This is a genomic window from Anaplasma ovis str. Haibei (assembly GCF_002214625.1).
GTDB classification, from domain to species: domain Bacteria; phylum Pseudomonadota; class Alphaproteobacteria; order Rickettsiales; family Anaplasmataceae; genus Anaplasma; species Anaplasma ovis.
Map to the genome: position 1 here is coordinate 1,155,989 of NZ_CP015994.1, position 20,598 is coordinate 1,176,586.

General features: G+C 50.1%; 16 protein-coding genes. 10 read left to right on the forward strand and 6 right to left on the reverse strand.

Features of this window, described 5'->3' with window-relative positions:
- Positions 1-431: 431 nt before the first annotated feature.
- On the reverse strand, positions 432-1,154 hold the full coding sequence (locus AOV_RS05475; protein ID WP_075139263.1) for a hypothetical protein: 723 nt from the start codon (positions 1,152-1,154) through the stop codon (positions 432-434).
- A gap of 461 nt (positions 1,155-1,615) precedes the next feature.
- Positions 1,616-2,341, reverse strand: a complete 726-nt coding sequence (locus AOV_RS05480) for a hypothetical protein (protein WP_075139262.1) — start codon at positions 2,339-2,341, stop codon at positions 1,616-1,618.
- A 440-nt stretch (positions 2,342-2,781) separates the two neighbouring features.
- Here AOV_RS05480 and AOV_RS04995 point away from each other — a divergent pair, with 440 nt between their 5' ends.
- From AOV_RS04995 to AOV_RS05015, 5 genes are all read left to right on the forward strand, one after another.
- The gene (locus AOV_RS04995) at positions 2,782-3,246 is read left to right on the forward strand and encodes a hypothetical protein (protein WP_233497154.1); all 465 of its coding nucleotides are present in this window, start codon (positions 2,782-2,784) and stop codon (positions 3,244-3,246) included.
- A gap of 525 nt (positions 3,247-3,771) precedes the next feature.
- A complete protein-coding gene (locus AOV_RS05000; protein WP_075139541.1) occupies positions 3,772-4,950 on the forward strand; it encodes a P44/Msp2 family outer membrane protein in 1,179 nt (392 codons plus the stop codon).
- A gap of 103 nt (positions 4,951-5,053) precedes the next feature.
- A complete protein-coding gene (locus tag AOV_RS05005) occupies positions 5,054-6,259 on the forward strand; it encodes a P44/Msp2 family outer membrane protein (protein ID WP_075139261.1) in 1,206 nt (401 codons plus the stop codon).
- Between the two features lie 97 nt (positions 6,260-6,356).
- Positions 6,357-7,544, forward strand: a complete 1,188-nt coding sequence (locus AOV_RS05010) for a P44/Msp2 family outer membrane protein (protein ID WP_075139540.1) — start codon at positions 6,357-6,359, stop codon at positions 7,542-7,544.
- Between the two features lie 42 nt (positions 7,545-7,586).
- Entirely contained in the window at positions 7,587-8,102 is a 516-nt protein-coding gene (locus AOV_RS05015) for a P44/Msp2 family outer membrane protein (protein ID WP_117374524.1), read from the forward strand.
- Here the strand turns inward: AOV_RS05015 and recF are convergent.
- Together recF and argF are read right to left on the reverse strand one after the other, a co-directional pair.
- Positions 8,046-9,161, reverse strand: coding sequence for a DNA replication/repair protein RecF (gene recF, locus AOV_RS05020; protein WP_075139260.1), 1,116 nt, complete (start codon positions 9,159-9,161; stop codon positions 8,046-8,048). The two genes, AOV_RS05015 and recF, sit on opposite strands and share 57 nt — an antisense overlap.
- A 13-nt stretch (positions 9,162-9,174) precedes the next feature.
- Complete coding sequence (argF, locus tag AOV_RS05025; protein ID WP_075139259.1) at positions 9,175-10,101, reverse strand: ornithine carbamoyltransferase; 927 nt, start codon at positions 10,099-10,101, stop codon at positions 9,175-9,177.
- A gap of 1,250 nt (positions 10,102-11,351) precedes the next feature.
- Here argF and polA point away from each other — a divergent pair.
- The 5 genes from polA (at position 11,352) to AOV_RS05060 (ending at position 18,513) form a co-directional block, all read left to right on the forward strand.
- Positions 11,352-13,904, forward strand: a complete 2,553-nt coding sequence (polA, locus tag AOV_RS05040; RefSeq protein WP_075139257.1) for a DNA polymerase I — start codon at positions 11,352-11,354, stop codon at positions 13,902-13,904.
- Between the two features lie 118 nt (positions 13,905-14,022).
- Positions 14,023-14,766 carry a ribulose-phosphate 3-epimerase gene (gene rpe, locus AOV_RS05045; protein WP_075139539.1) on the forward strand — a complete coding sequence of 248 codons (744 nt, stop codon included), beginning with the start codon at positions 14,023-14,025 and terminating at the stop codon, positions 14,764-14,766.
- A gap of 17 nt (positions 14,767-14,783) precedes the next feature.
- Positions 14,784-15,563, forward strand: coding sequence for an MlaE family ABC transporter permease (locus tag AOV_RS05050; protein WP_075139538.1), 780 nt, complete (start codon positions 14,784-14,786; stop codon positions 15,561-15,563).
- A 4-nt stretch (positions 15,564-15,567) separates the two neighbouring features.
- On the forward strand, positions 15,568-16,287 hold the full coding sequence (locus tag AOV_RS05055; RefSeq protein WP_075139256.1) for an ABC transporter ATP-binding protein: 720 nt from the start codon (positions 15,568-15,570) through the stop codon (positions 16,285-16,287).
- Positions 16,288-16,437: 150 nt separating this feature from the next.
- Positions 16,438-18,513: a hypothetical protein gene (locus AOV_RS05060; RefSeq protein WP_075139255.1), complete on the forward strand. Its 2,076-nt coding sequence runs from the start codon at positions 16,438-16,440 to the stop codon at positions 18,511-18,513.
- Positions 18,514-18,567: 54 nt separating this feature from the next.
- Here AOV_RS05060 and AOV_RS05065 read toward each other — a convergent pair whose 3' ends face one another.
- Positions 18,568-19,551 (reverse strand): polyprenyl synthetase family protein, encoded by a 984-nt coding sequence (locus AOV_RS05065; protein WP_075139254.1) that lies wholly within the window; start codon positions 19,549-19,551, stop codon positions 18,568-18,570.
- 9 nt (positions 19,552-19,560) lie between these two features.
- Complete coding sequence (gene mraY, locus AOV_RS05070) at positions 19,561-20,589, reverse strand: phospho-N-acetylmuramoyl-pentapeptide-transferase (protein ID WP_075139253.1); 1,029 nt, start codon at positions 20,587-20,589, stop codon at positions 19,561-19,563.
- Positions 20,590-20,598: the final 9 nt, after the last annotated feature.

The window sequence follows — 20,598 nt, forward strand, 5'->3', positions numbered from 1 at the left end:
AAGTGCACCACCCAGGCCTCACCCCCGATGTACGGGGTTTTTAACAAACGAAGAAAATAGCACAACAACCACGCCAGTACACACACGGCCACGACCCTACGGGCCGAGAAACAGGTATCACACAACACAACAGATCTACCGACCGTTACCGCAGCGCAGTGAACAAGACTGAATCAGCAAAACCCAGAAAGAAGCAGCCGAGGACTACAGAGCGCACTACTGCGCGCCCTACCACGACGGCCAACAAAAAACGTCCAAACTTTACCTAACAAAGGGCGGACCGCAGTGCAACGTATCAGGCTAGGAGAAGCATCTGCCGCACTGCAGCCCCCACATAGCTGGCCACCCTCCGCGCGCTTTACACGCGCCGCCTGACCTGGCCAGCACACCACCCTTGCGCTATTAGTAGCTACCAGGGAAATCGAAGGAGACTACCACTCATTTCCCTCATACACACCAACCAGCACTCCTGTACTGTTTTCACTTACGGGCTTACCATCTGCTGTCGTTGGTCCCCCTGCTGGCGCGGCGCTGACGGAGCCAGTCGTCTCACCACTGGAACCAGCAGACTGCTCCTGTTGCGTAGTGGGTTGGCTGCTTGAATTAGTGCCTGCTTCACCTGTGGTCTGCGTACCACTGGTACTACCTTCCACCACTGGAGCCTCTACTTCCTCTACTTTTGTCTCAGGTGTGGTTGTTGGCTCAGCAGCGGTCGGTGCTGCGCCTGGCTGTGCCACGGTTTCAGCTGCCTTGTCTTCATGAGCCTTGAACTTCACAGTAGTAGTCCCCTGTGCATCAACAAACTCTACTGTGTCATTCCCATCTCCGGTGAAGGCGAACTTCATAACCCCGCTTGCGGTGTTAAAGTTGGCATGCCTATCATTCAGCATTACGTCATCAGCCCACTGCTCGAAGATGTACATTTGGCCCTTGTCAATTTCCTGGTCTGTTTTACAAGCACCAGCATCACCGCACGCACCAACTGTATTATCACCAACAGAGAGGATTAGGTACGTAGGTGTCCACACCCCATCTACACGCTTTTGCTGCTCGCCGTTGCAAGCACACGTGCTGAAGGTACCGTCATCCTTAACATCAACATTCTGCACAGTGAGCTTCTCACCACCCACTTCTATATCTATATCAAACAACATACGCAACCCCTCTCAAATACTCTAATTCGACACGGTGCCACTATAACACGTGCTATAGGGTCAGCACAACAAGTGTGTGAACGTATTTTCCTGCAACTCGCCAGGGCGATTAATGGTTCTACAACGGTTGGTATAGGCACCCTTGATGCAAGTCAATCTTAGTAAGCCCTTCACTGCCGCGTTGCGCAGTGAACAAGACTGAATCAGCAAAACCCAGAAAGAAGCAGCCGAGGACTACAGAGCGCACTACTGCGCGCCCTACCACGACGGCCAACAAAAAACGTCCAAACTTTACCTAACAAAGGGCGGACCGCAGTGCAACGTATCAGGCTAGGAGAAGCATCTGCCGCACTGCAGCCCCCACATAGCTGGCCACCCTCCGCGCGCTTTACACGCGCCGCCTGACCTGGCCAGCACACCACCCTTGCGCTATTAGTAGCTACCAGGGAAATCGAAGGAGACTACCACTCATTTCCCTCATACACACCAACCAGCACTCCTGTACTGTTTTCACTTACGGGCTTACCATCTGCTGTCGTTGGTCCCCCTGCTGGCGCGGCGCTGACGGAGCCAGTCGTCTCACCACTGGAACCAGCAGACTGCTCCTGTTGCGTAGTGGGTTGGCTGCTTGAATTAGTGCCTGCTTCACCTGTGGTCTGCGTACCACTGGTACTACCTTCCACCACTGGAGCCTCTACTTCCTCTACTTTTGTCTCAGGTGTGGTTGTTGGCTCAGCAGCGGTCGGTGCTGCGCCTGGCTGTGCCACGGTTTCAGCTGCCTTGTCTTCATGAGCCTTGAACTTCACAGTAGTAGTCCCCTGTGCATCAACAAACTCTACTGTGTCATTCCCATCTCCGGTGAAGGCGAACTTCATAACCCCGCTTGCAGTGTTAAAGTTGGCATGCCTATCATTCAGCATTACGTCATCAGCCCACTGTTCGAAGATGTACATTTGGCCCTTGTCAATTTCCTGGTCTGTTTTACAAGCACCAGCATCACCGCACGCACCAACTGTATTATCACCAACAGAGAGAATCAGATATGTCGGTGTCCACACCCCGTCTACACGCTTTTGCTGATTATTGCCGTTGCAAGCACACGTGTTGAAGGTACCGTCATCCTTAACATCAACATTCTGCACAGTGAGCTTCTCACCACCCACTTCTATATCTATATCAAACAACATACGCAACCCCTCTCAAATACTCTAATTCGACACGGTGCCACTATAACACGTGCTATAGGGTCAGCACAACAAGTGTGTGAACGTATTTTCCTGCAACTCGCCAGGGCGATTAATGGTTCTACAACGGTTGGTATAGGCACCCTTGATGCAAGTCAATCTTAGAGCCCTTCACTGCCGCGTTGCGCAGTGAGCTCACGAAGGGGCTGCTGAGCCGGATTTAGCGCTGCAATTGCGGCGGAGTACCCCATACAAAACAGGTAGTTTGTGACACCTAAAGGGATGAGGACACAGTTTCTAGGCGCGCTAGCCTGGGAGTCGCGGGAAGTTAATAACTACGGATAGTAGGGAAAAGCTTACTACGTGCACCTTATGTTGTCCAAAAACCGCCCGGATTTTTCTTTACAGCGTTTGGTTTTTGCTATAACTCCGTGCTGGTTGTTTTGTTTGATTCCGAGGGGTGTGCTATGGTGGATTTTGGCGATTACGCTGTGGCGTCTGTATCCGTGACAGGTGTCGTGGGTGATACTTACGGTTGCAACTTTGGGGAGTATTCCGTGCCGGTGGGCCTCGACTTTGAGGCATACGACGAGGGTGAGGTGTATTTGTCGTCCAACGTCACAAAGGTTACTAACGGTGAGTCCGTGGTTAGGGAAATCTGGGTCTACGGCAGTATGCACGTTGGCGACTATGATGGTGATGGCAAGGAGGAGGTCACTCTGAGAGATTTCTCCTGCGGTGAACGCAGTCGCCCAAACGGTGTTCACACTGATGGGGCTTACGTTTCTAAGTCAGTGTATGTTGGGCATCCTATTGTTGGCCAAGAGCAGGATGGCACCCTGGTGTTCCGTGCTCAAGAAGGCTGTTATGACATCGTAGTCTCGCTCGAAAAGGGAGAGAAGAAGTAGTCGTGTGGCGGGCGCCTTGGCTTTTCCCTGGAATAGGGTTCTGCTGAGTGTCCGCCGGGTTTTCCAGCGGGGGTGGCCGAGTGCTACCCCCGCCGTCTTTGTGTTTCCTAAAATGTTTTTGTCGTACTGCGAGATGCTTCGGGGGTCCGTGCCCGGATATTTTGCGCGAGCTGGTGCCGTGGTTTCTGTTGGTTGTGCGGAACTGGGATGGTCCCGAATCCCAAGCGTTTTGTTGTATCTCACAGTGGTTCTGCGTGGTCGTTGTGGTTTTCATAGTGGTCGCGTTTACTGCGGTAGCGGCCGCTAAGTTGCCGACATCTACACAAAGCTGGCGCTGAGGTATTGAGCTTGCCGACGAGTTGCAGGTGGTGCTACGCGCTATTCAATCTCTATACATTTACTGGATGATGTGGGTACTATACGCATATTTTGGTTGCATTTGTCGTGATTTTCGTGTAGGTGAGGGTCGCATGCGGGTCCTTAGGGTTGCTGCGATGCGACGGTTTCTTTAAGCTCGGAGGGGTTGTGCTCAGGTCTCTCATAGGTGTCGCTCTGGTGGTGTTACTGCCTGCTGTTTTGCTTTACGGCACTGGTTCTTCTGCTGTTGAGGCTTCTGGTTCTTATGTAAGTCTTGGATATACACCAGCTTGGGGAGGTGTTAGAAACTTGTACGTTGGTATCCCTGGAGAGACTTGGTATGTTCTTCCCTATAAGAAAGATGTATCAGGTGATGAGATACTATCTTGGTCTAGTTTTGACTGGTGGGGTAGGAACGGAGGTGCTCCTGGCGATGAACCGATAAAGTTTGAACGTATAAGCCCATATGGTATCACTGGGGCTATAGGCTATGCTATAGGCAACGTTAGGATAGAGCTTGGAGTTATGGGAGAGGAGTTTTCTGTTGCTGAAGTTAGTGATAGACACTGGAGGGAAGGAAACTCTCTATTCTTATTACTGGGAAGACGTAGTGCGGATCTTGTGAGGTGGTTGCGCCCCCACGTTGGTGCTAATACCAGCAATGATGAACTCAAAGCGCTTCTGTCCGTGCTCCGCCGCGGCCTGAGCGGGCTGTCTGAGTCTGGACATGAGGCTGAGGCGGCAAGTGCTGGGACGTCACTGAACCTGGCTGGATCGGCGACAATAAGTAGTGTATCCTGGGCGAGTGGGTCAGGGGTCGTTAGTCTGGTACGGGCTGCTCTGGAGAAGGCATTGCCTAAGGTTTGGCCGTATCTCCTGCCTAGTGATAAAGATAAAGCACGGCTCACCCTGGTTGGTGGGCACGAGGAAAGCGGGGTCGTGGCGGTTTCTGCAGTTGGGTTGACTGCTGTTACGGTTGTTGGGTGTCGCGATCTTGCGCTGTCGAATCTATTTGTAGCTGCAGCTGCTCGGAACCTGGATGCGTACGGTTGTGCCGGAATGGGGGTGAGCTTTGTACGTGGAGCCGGGAAGGACGTTGCAGAGTTTGGGGCTGAGTTGAAACTTGGTGTGAGCTACAGGTTGTCTCGCGCCGCGTCGGTGTTTGTTGGTGGAGTGCTGCATAGAACTGCGAATTATGATTTTAGCTTGCCCGTTATCCCCGTGGGGATTGATAGCGGGTCTGTGGCAGCGGGAGGTCGTGCAGACTACGCAAGGAACGAGGCTCGTATCTCCTTTGGGATGCTGAATCTTGCTGGAGAGGTGGGGCTGAGGTTCATGCTCACGTAGCGCTCCGCTGGGGTTGTGTACTTCCTCCTCCAGTTGGAGGGAGGGGTTGTGCGTCGTGCTAGGGCTGGTTAGGTTGTTGTGTCGCTGATGTACGGAGGGTGAGGTGGTTGCTAGGTCTTTTCTGTGGAGCGCGGTTGTAGCTGGGGCTATCGCGTTTGGTTCGTCCACTGTTGCAGCAGAGCTTGGTGGTAACGATACCGACTTTTACTTAGGATTCGGGCTCGCCCCGGCATTCGGGAATGTGGCAGATTTCTATGCTGAGGTTCCCGGTGCAGCAGATTCTGCATTACCTTATAGGAAGGATGCTGCTGGCGGCGGGGACACGTCCCCCTTTGACTTTGATTGGGAAGGGGCAGGTAGCAAGGGGAGTAAGTACCCAATAAAATTCCAGCACAGTAGCCTATTTGGAGTTGTTGGAAGTGTAGGGGTGCGCCACTCGGCGGGTAGGCTTGAGATCGAAGCGGCGCGTGAGCGCTTCCCCATAATGAAGGTCAGCGGTAGGACGTGGGCCAAAGGGGACTCAATCTTCCTTCTTATAGATGATGCAGTTGTGCGGTTTGCTATGGGGCAGAGAGATCGCAGCGATGGTGATAATCAGGCCGTAGCGTCGCTACGCGACCTATCCCTCACATCCAGCGATTTTCAGTCACTGCAGAATGCGTTGACCAGTGCTATCCAGACGCGTACGGGGATGGGCGCCCTGGCGCACACAGGGGCAACCTGGGAAGACGCTGTGGCGGCGGCTCAGATTGTTGTGAAGGCGTTGGGGGGGCGCAAGCTTTGGATAAAGGACCATGACACACCAGAAAGAAGGCGCATGGCAACGATGCTACTTGCCGCTGCGGCGAGGGTAGGCGCGGAGGAGCGTGAAATTGCTAGTAGGGCACATATGATTGGGGCTGCCCTTGGTAGCATTGGTGGATATAAAATCGAGATACCTGCAGTTGTGGCCAACACTTTTGGTGCGAACTACTGCTATGATGTTTCCACCATGAGGATGGGGGGTTTGTCCCCTTACGGCTGTGTTAGCGTGGGGATGAGCTTTTTGAAGGTGGCTAAGAACAGTGTTCCCAAGTTTACGTATGGTGCGAAGCTGGGTGTGAGTTACGAGCTTTCTCCCCAAACTAGGGTCTTTGTTGACGGTGCGTACCGAAGGGTTGCGGAGTACAGCGAGCGATGCCGGGTGTCAACGCTGTCTCCTTCGTCAGGGTATAGCGAGTATACTGAGAAGGAAAATATCAGGGCGCGCGTATCTTTTAAGCTGCATTATCTGGCCCTGGAGGCGGGGTTGAGGTTTACATTCGCGTAGCATCTGCTGGGCTTGTGCGCTTCCCCTCTAGTTGTAGGGATTGTGCGCCGTGCTGGGCTGGTTAGGTTGTTGTGTTGCTGATGTACGGAGGGTAAAGGTGGTTTTAGCTAGGTCTTTTCTGTGGGGCACGGTTGTAGCCGGGGCTATCGCGTTTGGTTCGTCCACTGTTGCAGCGGGGCTTGGTGCTGGTGATACCGACTTTTACTTAGGATTCGGGCTTGCCCCATCACTCGGGAGTGTGGCAGATTTCTATGCTGAGGTTCCCGGTGCAGCGGATTCCGCGTTACCTTATAGGAAGGATGCCATTGGTGGCGGGGACACGTTTCCCTCAGACTTTGATTGGAGTGGTGTGGGTACCAAGGGAAGTAAGTACCCGATAAAATTCCAGCGCAGTAACCTATTCGGAGTTGTTGGAAGTGCAGGGGTGCGCCACTCGGCGGGCAGGCTGGAGCTCGAAGCAGTGCGCGAGCGTTTCCCCATAATGAAGGTTAGTGGTAGAACATGGGCCAAGGGAGACTCAATCTTCCTTCTTGTCGATGATGCAGTTGTTCGGCTTGTGACAAGGCAGATTGACAGCAATGATCCGGCCGCGATAGCCCTTCGGAAGTTGTCTTCTGTTCAGTGGGACGATATTAATAGTCTGAAAGATGAGCTGTCCGCGGAGCTTGGGACGCAAACGGGACGGGGAAGCCTGGTACACACTGGGGCAAGCTTCGTAGATGCGCACACGGCTACCAGGTTGGTGGCTGCTGCGGCTGGCTACAGGTACGGGGGCCGGAGTATTGTCAACACGCGGGAGAGGCAACACAGAGCAATGATGCTGCTTGCTGCGGCAGTTAAGGCTGGTGTTATGGGGAAGAATAAGATTATTCTTGAAGCCCTCGGCAGGGTTGGTGGGTATAAAATCGAGATACCTGCGGTTGTGGCCGACACTTTTGGCGCAAACTACTGCTATGATGTTTCTACTGTGAACATGGGGGGTCTGTCTCCATACGGCTGTGTCGGCGTAGGAATGAGCTTTTTAAAGGTAGCCAAGAAGGGCGCTCCTAAGTTTACGTATGGGGCAAAGCTGGGTGTAAATTACGAGCTTTCTCCCCGGGCTAGAATCTTTGTTGACGGTGCTTACCGCAGGGTCATAGAGTACAACGAGCGGTGTCGCGTATCAACGCTGTCTCCTTCGTCGGGGTATCGTGAATATACTGAGCAAGAAAATATCAAGGCGCGTGTGTCTTTTGGGCTGCATTATCTGGCCCTGGAGGTGGGGTTGAGGTTTATGCTCACGTAGCACTCTGCTAGGTTGTGTTCCCTCCAGTTGGAGGGAGGGGTTGTGCTCAGGTCTCTCGTAGGTGTCGCTCTGGTGGTGTTACTGCCTGCTGTTTTGCTTTACGGCACTGGTTCTTCTGCTGTTGAGGCTTCTGGTTCTTATGTAAGTCTAGGGTATACACCAGCTTGGGGAGGTGTTAGAAACTTGTACGTTGGTATCCCTGGAGAGACTTGGTATGTTCTTCCCTATAAGAAAGATGTATCAGGTGATGAGATACTATCTTGGTCTAGTTTTGACTGGTGGGGTAGAAACGGAGGTGCTCCTGGTGATGAACCGATAAAGTTTGAACGTATAAGCCCATATGGTATCACTGGGGCTATAGGCTATGCTATAGGCAACGTTAGGATAGAGCTTGGAGTTATGGGAGAGGAGTTTTCTGTTGCTGAAGTTAGTGATAGACACTGGAGGGAAGGAAACTCTCTATTCTTACTACTGGGAAGACGTAGTGCAGACCTTGTTAGACTAAGCCGGACTGATGCTGTTATCAGTGATGCGGAAACACACGAAGTTCTGTTCTAGCCCTTCAAAATTCCTATCGTCAACGTCCGTAATCCATGTTTGGCATCCTACATCTTTTATGGTCTGCACAAGCTCCTGCTTATGTACATGGTCCAGATGCGACATTATGTCATCGAGCAACATTATAGGGGCCTGGTTGTGCACTCTGTACTTTGCAACCGCTGCTGTCAACAATAGCGATAGCAGCAGGATTTTTTGTTCTCCGGTTGAGCAATCGCTTGCTGCGAGGTTTTTGTCTACGTTTGATATCTGAAAATGATCATTGTGGACGCCAAACGAGGTGAGCTGCCCGTGCATGTCCCTCATTCTACTGTTCTCCAACTGCTGCATGTACCTTTCCACCGCATGTTCCTGGCTTTCTAACAACTCGAAAACCGCGCTATCTAGGTGTATGTTGAACTTCAAAAATGGAGAATCAATGTCGTTAACATCTATGGTTTTTTGTAAAATCTCGAGCGCATTGAGCCGCGTCTGAGCTATACAAACCCCACTTGCGGCCATGACATTTTCTAAACTGGTGAGCCAATTTACGTCCTGTGGAGCCTCACGCAGAACCTTTCTTCTATCACGCTTTGCCTTTTCGTACCTGACTATATGCGAGGAATAGTCTTTGTCGAATATGTGTACTACCCTGTCAAAAAACCTTAGGCGCTCTGATGGCGCTTTTAGCAAAACGTGATCTAACTGCGGCATGAGCCACACTATGCATAACATGTTGTGTAGGGTACTATAGAGACCGGCTTTTTTGTCTATAAACAAGCGGCGTTTACCCTCGTGCTTTGTGATACTAACCGAAAATTGTGCGTTACCGCTCAACACTGCGTGATGCACACTCCAAGGAGTGCTAGATTCACGGTTTTGCATGCAATCTGCGCTAACATTACGCAGTCCGGGACCTTTCGACAATAAGGATATTGACTCTAAAATGTTAGTTTTGCCTGATCCATTTTCTCCCAACAGCACAACCGGGTGCCCGTGGCTTTCCAGCTCAGCTCTTGTGTAATTCCGGAAGTTGCACAACTTAATACTTTGAATGCACGACTTCAGATTGGAGGACATGTTACAGGTCTTACTATAACAGCCCAAAACACCAGGCCAGGATGGCCTTTTGTATGTGCAGCTTGTTTCCGGCCTCTTCGGCTATGTACGAAGAAGGGCCATACAGCACAGCTTCGCTGACCTCTTGTCCAATATATGCTGGCATGCAGTGCAAAAACATATGACCAGGCTTCGCAAGCGCCATAAGAGATTCATTGACCTGATAGTCACGCAGCGCGTCTAGATTAGTGGGCTCCGTTGTGCCCATTGAATGCCAAGAGTCCGTAGTTACAATGTCTGCATCCGGAACTGCACGTGCTGGTTCCGGCTCATAAGCGATGTCTGCGCCCTCTCGCTGCGCTGCAGCAATTTTTTGAGCCATGTTGTCCAAACACTGTGGCGGCACGGATATCACAAGCCTAAACTTCAAAGCAGCTGCAGCCTGTACCCAGGAATTCAATACGTTAGTGTCACTACCCACCCAGGCCACGGTTTGTCCAGAGATTGTATGCCCCTTTATTGCCTCGTAGGTTAAGATATCAGCCAGTACCTGGCACGGGTGGCTCTCTTTGGTGAGCGCATTGACCACCGGCACGCTGCTGTGCAACTCCATCTCCAACAGGGTAGCATGGCTTACTATACGCAACACTATAAGGTCCACATACTGCGACAGCACCATTGCGGTGTCTCGTACCGGTTCACCCCTATGTAGCTGCATTTCGCTTTCCCTGAGTATTACTGCCCTGCCACCCATCTGGTTTATGCCGACCTCAAAGGAAACCCTGGTACGCGTTGAGGGCTGACAGAACACCATGGCAATATTCTTACCCACAAGCGCATCAGCCAACTTATCTGGCGCCGTTTTGATTTCCAGCCCAAAATCTAAGATAGACCGTATATTTGCGCTGCTACAGCAGCTAATGTCAATAAAAGACCTTACCCCAGTGCCCGCAATACCCACACCCTTACCTGCTCAACCCACACTAGAACTTCACTCTTACAATGGACACAAAAAACAGCACTACCACGAGAGCCAGCAACAATGCGAACACAGTGCAATTTTTTACTCTCCTTTTGTGTAAGAACTCCGCATCCACCGCAATTACTCCAGAATCCGCTGGCAGCTAAGGATAGCAGCAGCATTCTAGGGTTTCACCATAAAGGATGAAGAATGTCAAGAGGTTTGCGTGTTGTTTGTTAAGCCAAATGACGCAAAGTGCCCTACAAGTGCCGGCAACTCAGCGTACCTAGATCCACCGTGCCATGCACCGAGACAGACGGTTGTCACTGCAGCTACCTGCGACATACGCCAACATGGACCAGCGTGTAAGAAGCGTGTAAGTACAAGACCCCGCCCGCCTGTGTCCACTGCGCGCAGGACAGACGCCACCAGCGCAGAGCAAGCGGAGATAGGCTACGCCACCTTACAGGCACCCACACCGAGCTCCAGCACGGGAACCGAAATATCACCGAAGACAAGAAGCCACAGGGCGCTCAATCACCCCCGCTGTAATCTCACTTTGGAATGTGTGGCCTTATGAGTGACAGTGCGCATCCCCACAAGTGCCTGAGACCGCCGAAAACAAGCCCGCATGGTCCCTTACACCATACCCCAATGTTGTGACCAGCAGCGCTACGTGCCATGCTAACCGGCTTTGACACAGCTGGGTGACCATGCTGCGCAGATGCAGATGTCTGCCGCGCCCGCGTAGCACGCACGCTTTTTGCTGCAGTGCGACTCTTCGGTGTTGCGGCTGCACGCGCCTTCTTTGTGCTGACTGCGCGCTTGCTACCCGTAGCCTTTGCCGCCTTGGCTCCGCCTTTGGGCTTACTGCCGATAGTTTGTGACATGAATTACACTCCCCCTTTGCGTTTGGAACAACCTCGGATTGTAGCTAAACGCTGTTGAGCCAACCCTAAATTGTGAAAACCCTGCGAAATTCTCGGCCATAACAGTTTGTAATTTCTTAATAATGGAGTTACAACACGCAACCCAACGTGCCATGTATGTGTACCTATCAGCGCCAGATAGCTGGAACATCCCGGGTTTTAGTGCCAACTCGGGGTTTTAAAAAGCTGTGTGCTGGCACCACGGTTGGTGGTGTGGTTTTTGAACATTCATAGAGGGGTTGCGGCGTTTTCACAAAACAACAAACTGGAGACCGCGTACATTTTGCGTTATTTAGAGTACTCAGATTTTGAGGTGCTCATATGGCAAGCTTTGTAGTTGTAGACGCGTATGGGTTTCTCTTCCGTGCGTATTATGCCCTCCCGCAGTTGCACACCTCTCAGGGTGCGCCAATAGGCGGTGTGTACGGATTTATCAATATTCTCTTGAAACATCTGCTAGCGCACGATGCAGACTATATAGCGGTTGTTTTTGATACGGGATCAAAAAACTTTCGCCACACCCTGTACCCACAATACAAAATGAACCGCCCAAGATTGCCTGAGGATCTGCTCAGACAATTCTCCCCACTGCGCGAAGCAGTGGGTGCACTGGGTATTGCAAGTGAGGAGGTGCAAAATTTTGAGGCGGATGATGTCATAGCCACGCTAAGCACGAAATATGCGTCTCAAGATGTTCAGGTGCGCGTTATCACCGCGGACAAGGATTTACTGCAGCTCATGGGAGAACACGTGCAGATTTTTGATCCAATTAAGAATAGATACCTGACTGATGAATACGTCGTTAACAAATTTGGTGTGACTCCTGACAAGTTATTGGACGTGCTTGCTCTGACTGGGGATGCTTCCGATAACGTTCCAGGCGTGCCAAGCATTGGTGTGAAAACCGCTGCTAAGCTTATCAACCAATTTGGATCCTTAGATAACGTTTTGAGCTGCGCTGAGAAAGTTGAGCAGAGAAAATGTCGAGAAATGCTCATACAGCACGCAGATCAGGCATTACTCTCGCGAGATTTAGTGTCCTTACAACGAGCAGTCGAGTTCGATGGAGACTTGAATAAGTACGCCAAAAAACACCCCGACTTGGAGCGGCTGCTCGCTTTCTTAGAGAAATATGAGCTAAACTCTCTTCGAGGAAAAATCGAGCAGTGTTACCAGATCTCTCTTGCGTCTCCTGATGGGCAGGAAGCGAGTGGAACGCCGGAATATACCACCGAAGACCTAGTGGCATTTTTGAGCAAGTGTGAAAATGTTGGGTTGCTGGCCTTCCATGCAAAAATTGCAGGCGGAACCATTAACGAGTTGTCGGTTGCCTATGATAGGGAACATGCGCTCACTGTATGCGGGGAAGAAGTGCAGAATCTTATTGATGCAGCCCAGCAAATTTTGGCCTCAGATTCTGTGCTTAAAATTGTGCATGATGCAAAACTAATTATGCGGCATTTTCCGGATTTAGGGGCATTCGATGATGTTATGTTGATGTCTTATAGTCTGAATGCCGGAAGCCATGACCACAGTTTGGCGGGTATGGCCTATCGTTACTTACACCAGAAATTTCCAGCCAAGATGGCGTGCACCCTTGTGCAGTTGCATGATGTAATGAGAAAAAAACTGCTTGCAGATAGGCTATTCACTGTTTACTACCAACTTGAAAGACCCCTTGTGCGTGTTCTTTATGAGATGCAAGAAGTTGGCGTTGAGGTTGATACAGAAATCTTGAAGCAGCTCTCGCGCGATTTTCATCGTTCCATATGCTCGCTGGAAAGGGAAATATATAGCCTTGCCGGATGCAAGTTCAACGTTGCATCTGCCAGGCAGCTGGGGAAGCTTTTGTTTGAGCGTATGGGGCTCAGCAGCAGTAGCGCAAAGAAAATGCCATCTGGGTCTTATTCCACAAATGCTGAAGTGCTTACGGAACTTGCTGCAGAAGGGGTAGAGATTGCAGACAAAGTGCTCAAGTGGCGGCATTTTTTCAGGCTCAAAAATACGTATGTTGACGCTTTGCTAAGGCAGGTTGAGACAGGGACCAAGCGGGTGCACACCAACTATTCTATGATTTCTACTGCAACTGGTAGAATAAGCTCGAGTAACCCGAATTTGCAGAATATACCCATCAGAAGCAAAGAAGGCACCGAGATAAGAAAAGCATTTGTGGCGCGTGAGGGCCACAAGCTAGTGTCGGCGGATTATTCTCAAATGGAGCTGAAAATTATGGCTCACATCGCCGGGGTGCGGGCCTTCAGGGATGCTTTTTCCGAGGGAAAAGATATCCACCTGGTGACGGCGCAGCAAATTTTTGGTGATGGAGTAACAGATCCGGAACTCAGGAGAAGAGCAAAATCTATAAATTTTGGAATCATATACGGTATGAGTCCGTTTGGGTTGGCAAAGAACGTCGGCATTACCAGGCAGGAAGCTAGCCAGTATGTGGAACAGTATTTTCGCTCTTATCCCGAGATCAAAAACTATATGGAGGCGATCAAAGCCTATGCAAGGAAGTATGGATATACTAGAACAGCCTTTGGTAGGAAGTGTTACATTTCCGGTATAAACAGTGCACAACACGCAGTCAGAGGTTTTGCAGAGCGTGCTGCAATTAATGCTCCAATACAAGGTACCGCTGCAGATGTTGTTAAAAGAGCGATGATAAATTTGCGGAATAAACTCGAGGTTGGCGCAATAATCCTGCAAGTACACGATGAGCTCCTGGTTGAGGTACCCGAAAGCCATGTGGATAGGGTTGCAAAGTTGATGAAAGAAGTGATGGAGGGTGTCGCAAGTTTTTCCGTGCCACTCAGGGTTGATATCGGGGTTGGTAGCAGTTGGGGTAGCATGGAAAAATTGGAGTCAGTATAGAAGCGGCGCCCTGTCGACATCTGCTCAGGTTATGGGATGGTGTTAATTGTTAGCCGAACTGCGCAACTAGTTCTGTGTGATAGGGTTACATCTTGAAAGACAGGATCTAAAAGCTATAATGCGCGAGAGCCGTATTTGTTGGTTTGTTGTCTTGTTGGCTAAGAAAGAGGATTTTTTAAAGGCTCCTGACAATGGTGGGCCCAAAGCCACTAAGGGCGTGGTTGTTTCCGCTTCTATGCTATCTGCAGATTTTGCAAACCTGAGCGCGTCAGTTGGTGCAGTAGAGGCTGCCGGGGCTGACTGGCTGCATGTTGACGTCATGGATGGGTGCTTTGTGCCCAGCATAACGGTGGGTCCCGTGGTTATTGCTGGCATTAAAAAGTGTACCCGCTTGGTGTTGGATGTGCACTTAATGGTTAAGGCCCCAGCCTCTCACTTACGGAGCGTAATAGATGCTGGAGCTGATATCATTACTGTGCATGCGGAGTCAGACGTGCATCTTTACAGGTTTGTGAGAGAGGTAAAATCCCACGGGAAAAAAGTTGGGGTTTCTCTGGTACCTAAAACTCACCATAGCGCACTGGAATATGTAATACATGAACTGGATCTTGTGCTTGTGATGTCTGTAGATCCGGGGTTTGGGGGCCAAGAATTTCTTACATCACAGCTGCGCAAGATAGAAAAAATCCGCACAATGGTGGAAAAGTACTCCTTGCAAACCAAAATATCGGTGGATGGGGGCGTCACCACGGAAAATGTCGGATCTATTGTTAATGCGGGTGCTGATGTAGTAGTGGTTGGCACATCACTTTTTAAATCTGCTAACATGTGTAAAGTGGTGCAGACCTTGAAGTCATTTTAGAAGATTGTGAGGTGGGGTTGAACGCTGTTGCGACAATTTTCGCTGCTGTTGGCAGGTATTTTATAGGGTTAGTTGTGCCAGTGGGCAGGATGTCAATTTTCTGTGTGAAGTCCGTGGCACTTGGCATCCTTCCCCCTTATTACTTCCTGATAACAGCAAGGCAGTTTTTTGAGATGTGGTTCTTTTCTCTTCCCATTGTTGGGATGACCGCGCTGTTTACTGGGGGCGCACTGGTGTTGCAAGATACTCTAGTGGGGGGCGGTAAAGTCGCAGCGCACTTCATGGCTGGTATAGTAACTGTTGCTATAGTGCGGGAACTCGGTCCGGTTTTGATAGGACTGATCGTTGCAGGAAGAGTCGGTGCCGCGGTTGCTGCAGAAATAGGAACGATGCGAATTACAGAACAGATTGATGCTCTAGACACTCTTGAGGCTAATCCCTTCCAGTATCTGGTGGCGCCCCGGGTTATTGCCCTCATGATTGCGATGCCTGTGCTTATCATATACACAGATTTTTTGGGTATATTTGGTGGGTATGCTGTTGGTACGTTGGGGTTGGGTTATGATCCAAATGAGTATATAGGGGGTGTAGCTGAGTTCTTGCGCCTCAAGGATGTGACCGAAGGTTTGGTCAAGGCAGTGTCTTTTGGGTTTGTAGTTTCAATGGTGGGGTGCTATAGCGGGTACTATTGCAGCGGGGGAGCAAGAGGAGTTGGCGCTGCAACTACCAACACAGTTGTTGCATCCTCCATGCTCATTGTACTACTTAACTATGTGATTACGGTTTTTTACGCGTAGCGCCATGTATGCTGTATCCATATCTGATTTGCACATGACCTTCCGCGATAAAAAGGTGCTCCAAGGTGTCAACCTAGACATCCCGTGGGGGGAATCCCTGGTAATTTTGGGGGAGTCTGGTAGCGGAAAGTCGGTGCTGACCAAAATAGTGCTGGGGCTCATCACACCGACTTCCGGTAGTGTGACAATAGACGGAGTGGATGTGTCGCATCATCAGCAGAACACGAAGAAGTTTAGCGTCCTATTCCAAAATTGTGCATTGTTTGATAGCCTTACTGTATGGGAAAATGTAGTTTTTAATTTTCGTAGAAGGTTGGGGATTAGTACAAGCCAAGCCAAAGAGCTGGCACAGTGTGGGCTGGAAATGGTAGGTTTGGACTCTAGCGTCATGGATGTCTATCCTGTGGCACTTTCTGGGGGGATGAAAAAGAGGGTTGCGCTCGCTCGTGCGATAATCGGTAGGCCAAAGATCCTAATTTTAGACGAACCGACTTCTGGGCTTGACCCTATAATGTCTGATGTGGTGAGTGATATCATCGTGCAGTGCCACGCAGAGCTCAAGCTTACTGTCATCACGATAACGCACGATATTGATAGCGCCCTCAGGATAGCGGATAAGATTGCGGTACTAAAAGACGGCAAGATTATTGCATGCGAGGGGGTGAATGACATAAAAAACAGCACGGACCCATACGTAGTGAAATTCATGCGGCTTGCCTACTGATGGTACACATGCCTTTGTGTGGGTTATAGGGGTTTTCGTGCGCTCTAGGAATATTTCATTGGTGAGCAGGACGTCCGGCGTAGTATACTCCTGCCCGTGCCCCGTGTGTTAGCACATTGGGTGACTGTTAGCACAATTGTGAGCCCTTTAATGTTGAACGCTGAAGACCTAGGCTGGCATGCGCACGCTTTTGCATATACATTGGCAGACATGTCTGTGGAGGAGATATTATCGCGCAATGGTAGCGACAGCCCGCTTGCCATACTGATGGATGCCATGCTGCCCAGCCCGCAGGAAAATGGGACGTTGAGCAACTTGTGGGAAATGTTCCGCTCAGCAATAACTGGTGGTCGATATGGAGCGTCAAGGCCAGATAGTGCTGCTGGTCCCATCGGTGCACGGGCATGCCGACCAACGCGGAATTTACCTTCAAGAAGTGTATCTGCTGGTGCTGATGATCTGGTATCGAGGAGAGATCGTCGCATTCCTGCAATTATTGAATGCGTTGGAATAATGGCAGACAAAATAGAGCAAGCGCGCTTGGCATCTATGCAAAGGGGAAGAGTGACGCATGCAGTGTTTGTTAGTAGTGTCGAGCGATTTTTGCAACAGGAACACATATGTGTATGCAGGCGCGGTGATGGCTCTACGGAGGTTCATAGAAGTTTCACTTACATGTTGTGTCTGCAATACCTAATGCCAGGTAATGCGGAAGACAGGCAGAATCTCATGTTCGAACTTGTAAAGAAGTTTTTGATAGGATTCTCAAGATATGCGCTGGACGCCCGCGGTGCGCGGGCAATTCACTACGCCTTGTCTTTGTGTGGCGGCAAGTACGAAGGAGAGTTTATGGCGCAGATCGTACGCCCATTGGTTGCACGGGAAGCCAGGCGCTTCCGCACGGAGCATACAAGTGGCTCTTTTTTCGAGGCACTAAAGGACCAAGAAGGCAATGGTCCACTACTTTATGCGCTGAGCTCAGTATACTGTTCCGAAAGTGCGGTAAGATACGCACTCCTATACCTTGATCGCATCAGTACATCGAGAGACCCTGCTTTTCTGCAGGAGTTTCTTACTGGGATACCCTACTATGCGCTTTTTCACTCTCTGAGTGAGGATTGCGAGAGATCCAAACTCGCGTTTATGCAGTCAAACGCAGAGCTAAGAAATAGCCTTGGCTGGTTACAAGGCAATGTTGGTTCCCGCGACATAGACCTACATGAGGTGGCCAGAATTATACGGAGCCGCGTGGAAAATGCGGATGGCATTGCTGAAAGGGCGAGAACTTTCAACACAAGATTTTGCAATACATTTTACATGTTGTGTGCTCAGGATGCCAGAATCCGCTGTAACAACGCGCTGTCAAGGCACGAGGAATTTGCGCCAATTAAGGAGTTTTTTGTCTACTGCAGGCAGAGGCTAAATCGCATACGTACTGAGTCAGATATGGAATCTTGCCTCTTGGATGACGTAATACGCGGCCATCTGAGCGACCTTTTTAGCTTTCGTGAGAACGAACGCAACCGCATTGGTGCGAGAGCGGTGGCTAGTGAATTAGTGGAATACGTTCTTAGTGATAATGCTTATGTGAGGCGAGTTAGTATATGTGCAGACTACACGCGAAGGCTGCTCCGCACCGACGAAGCGGGAAATGATGCTAACGAGTGGGCATACGATACATACACCATGGTAGTGAACAGTTTTTTTGCTATGGTGTGTTCAATGTGCAAGCTATCGTCAAGATTTTTCCTTGAGCACACAGAAGTATGTAGCGGTTTTTTGGAGGCGAAACACATATATGCTCGTGAGCACAGAATATTCAGAGCATTCTGCTACTTTTTCCCCAGTGTGGGAAGCGTAATATTGATATGCGTGCTTCCGGTGATTGCCTGCAGCAGCAAGGCCCCACTACATGCCAAGATGTGGCAGATGTTTGGTGTTGTGTGGGCCGCAGTCTTGATATGCGCGGCCTTATGTACTTACTGTGCACTGGAAAAGGCGGAGATTGAGCGCAGGATGCTGGAACTTGAGCGCAGCTCTGCGAACTATATACTTAGCATGATACAATGCGGGGAGAATGCGCTCAGAAATGCTCCAAGTGTGCAGGCAGCGCCAGCTGCTACTGGCGGGCCTTTGCATGCTGCTGAGTGCACACCTTCTGGGGAGAAAATTACCAGCGTTGAAGCCGTAACACGTGATGTGCGGCGCGGGTGGTCTGTGGTCTGATGCATGGTTGCATGGGCTACTGCTGCTCAGCGCTTTCAGGTACAGACCTTCCCGCTAAAATCGCCTTTGCAGCGCACTATGCAGTAGCGCGCTAAGCTTGGATTTACATTGTGAATCGGGAAATGGCTCCAAAAATTTATGAGATGCATCTACATATTCCGTGGCAAATTTTGCCGCTTTCTGTACGATGTTTAGAGATGTGATGTAAGAATGCGCAGCCTCAATATCTGGAGGCCTGCCAGCTAGGGCGCCCCTTAATATCTCTTTCCCGGTGGAATCCGCCTCCTCGTACGCCATGATAAGTGGCAGGGTAACCTGGCCGTTGCTAAGATCCTGACTGTGCGCCTTCCCCCACTGCTCGTGCTGTGCCGTGTAATCGAGCAAGTCGTCCACTATCTGAAACGTTATACCGAAATTATGCCCAAAATTCCTCAACGCTTCCCGCTTGTCATGTGGGCTTGCAGACAAAACGCCAGCAGATTCGCAGGTTGCGGAGAACAAAGCGGCAGTTTTTGCAGATATTATTTCTAGGTATTTCTCACGCGTGATATCCAAATTTTTGCTATACACCATTTGTTGTATCTCCCCAGTAACTATTGTGCGAGATGCTCCGGAGAGCACGGTGAGAAGCTCAAAATCACCACATGATACTATCCACTGAAAAGCAGCGGCCAATAGGAAATCTCCCACCAAAATGCTGGCCTTGTTCCCCCACAGGCTGTTTGATGTTTTTACACCCCGACGTAGTTCACTTTGGTCTACAACATCGTCATGCAATAAGGTCGCACTGTGTATAAATTCTATTGCGGCTGCGATGCGGATTCTACGCTCATCTTCTAGTGCCAGCATCTTACATACAGCAAGCAGTAAAATTGGCCTTATGCGCTTGCCCCCAGAAAGCATAAGATGGCCGACTATGTCGGCGATGTATGAGATATCGCTATTGCTTGTGTCTACTATGAGCTGCTCCATTGCTTCTAGGTCTTCTGACACCAGGCTTCTAAGGTCAACCAACGCCCTGTTAAACGCATCTGACATACTTTCCCGCTAACGATAAATGTAAATAATTACTGCAAGGGATACTACAAATGAGACCATAGCAATAACCCACGCTCTAGTCACTATAGTAGCCTCTTTCATGCCCGCCTTTTCGAAGTGATGATGTATAGGCGCCACTAGAAAAATTTTGCGCCCCTTTGTAAGCTTACAGTAAGCTACTTGTGCCATGCTGGAAAGCGCTTCTGCGACAAATATAGAACCCGAAATTGCGTAGATTAGTTCACACTTTAGCATTACACTCATCAGTCCTAGCGATGCTCCAATAGACAGACTACCCAGGTCTCCCATAAATATCTTAGCTGGATGTGCGTTGAACCATAAAAAGCTTAGTGCACTTCCTGCAAGCGCAGAACAAAATATCGGTATATTCGCACTAGCCGTGTCTACGGCCTCTGTGCCAAGTTGTAGCGATAAGTGGCCTATGATTCCCAGAATTGCTGCGGAAACAATAATCGGCAGGGTTGCAAGCCCGTCGAGCCCGTCTGTTAGGTTTACGGAATTTGATGACCCAACCACAACGATGTATGCAAAGGGCATATACGCCCATCCCAGATCTATCAACCCCTTGGAGAATATGTGTGTGCTAGTAAAGTTATCGGAAACATGCGAGAGAAAGATCAACGCTGCAGATGTTATCAGTAATTGAGCAAATAACTTTGCTCCCAGGCTAATACCTTTCGGGTTCTGTCGGGTAAATTTCAAATAGTCATCCACTCCTCCAAGTATCGCAAAAGAAACCAAGGTTGCCAGTATAACCCATATGTCCCGATTGTGTAGATCACCGAATATCGCCGTGGATAGTATGCATGGCAGGAGCACTATGCTGCCGCCCATGGACGGCACACCTCTTTTCTGGGCAACGTGCGCTACGGGAAGGCAGCCGCGGATCGGATGCCTTCCCTTTTGAATATTTCTCAGTGCAGCCATGATGTGGGGCGCTATCGTAAACCCCAAAACCGTTGACAGAAAGAAACTGCAAAAATAGGGTTGGACGGTTCCTACTGGTACACTGAGCACAACCTCACT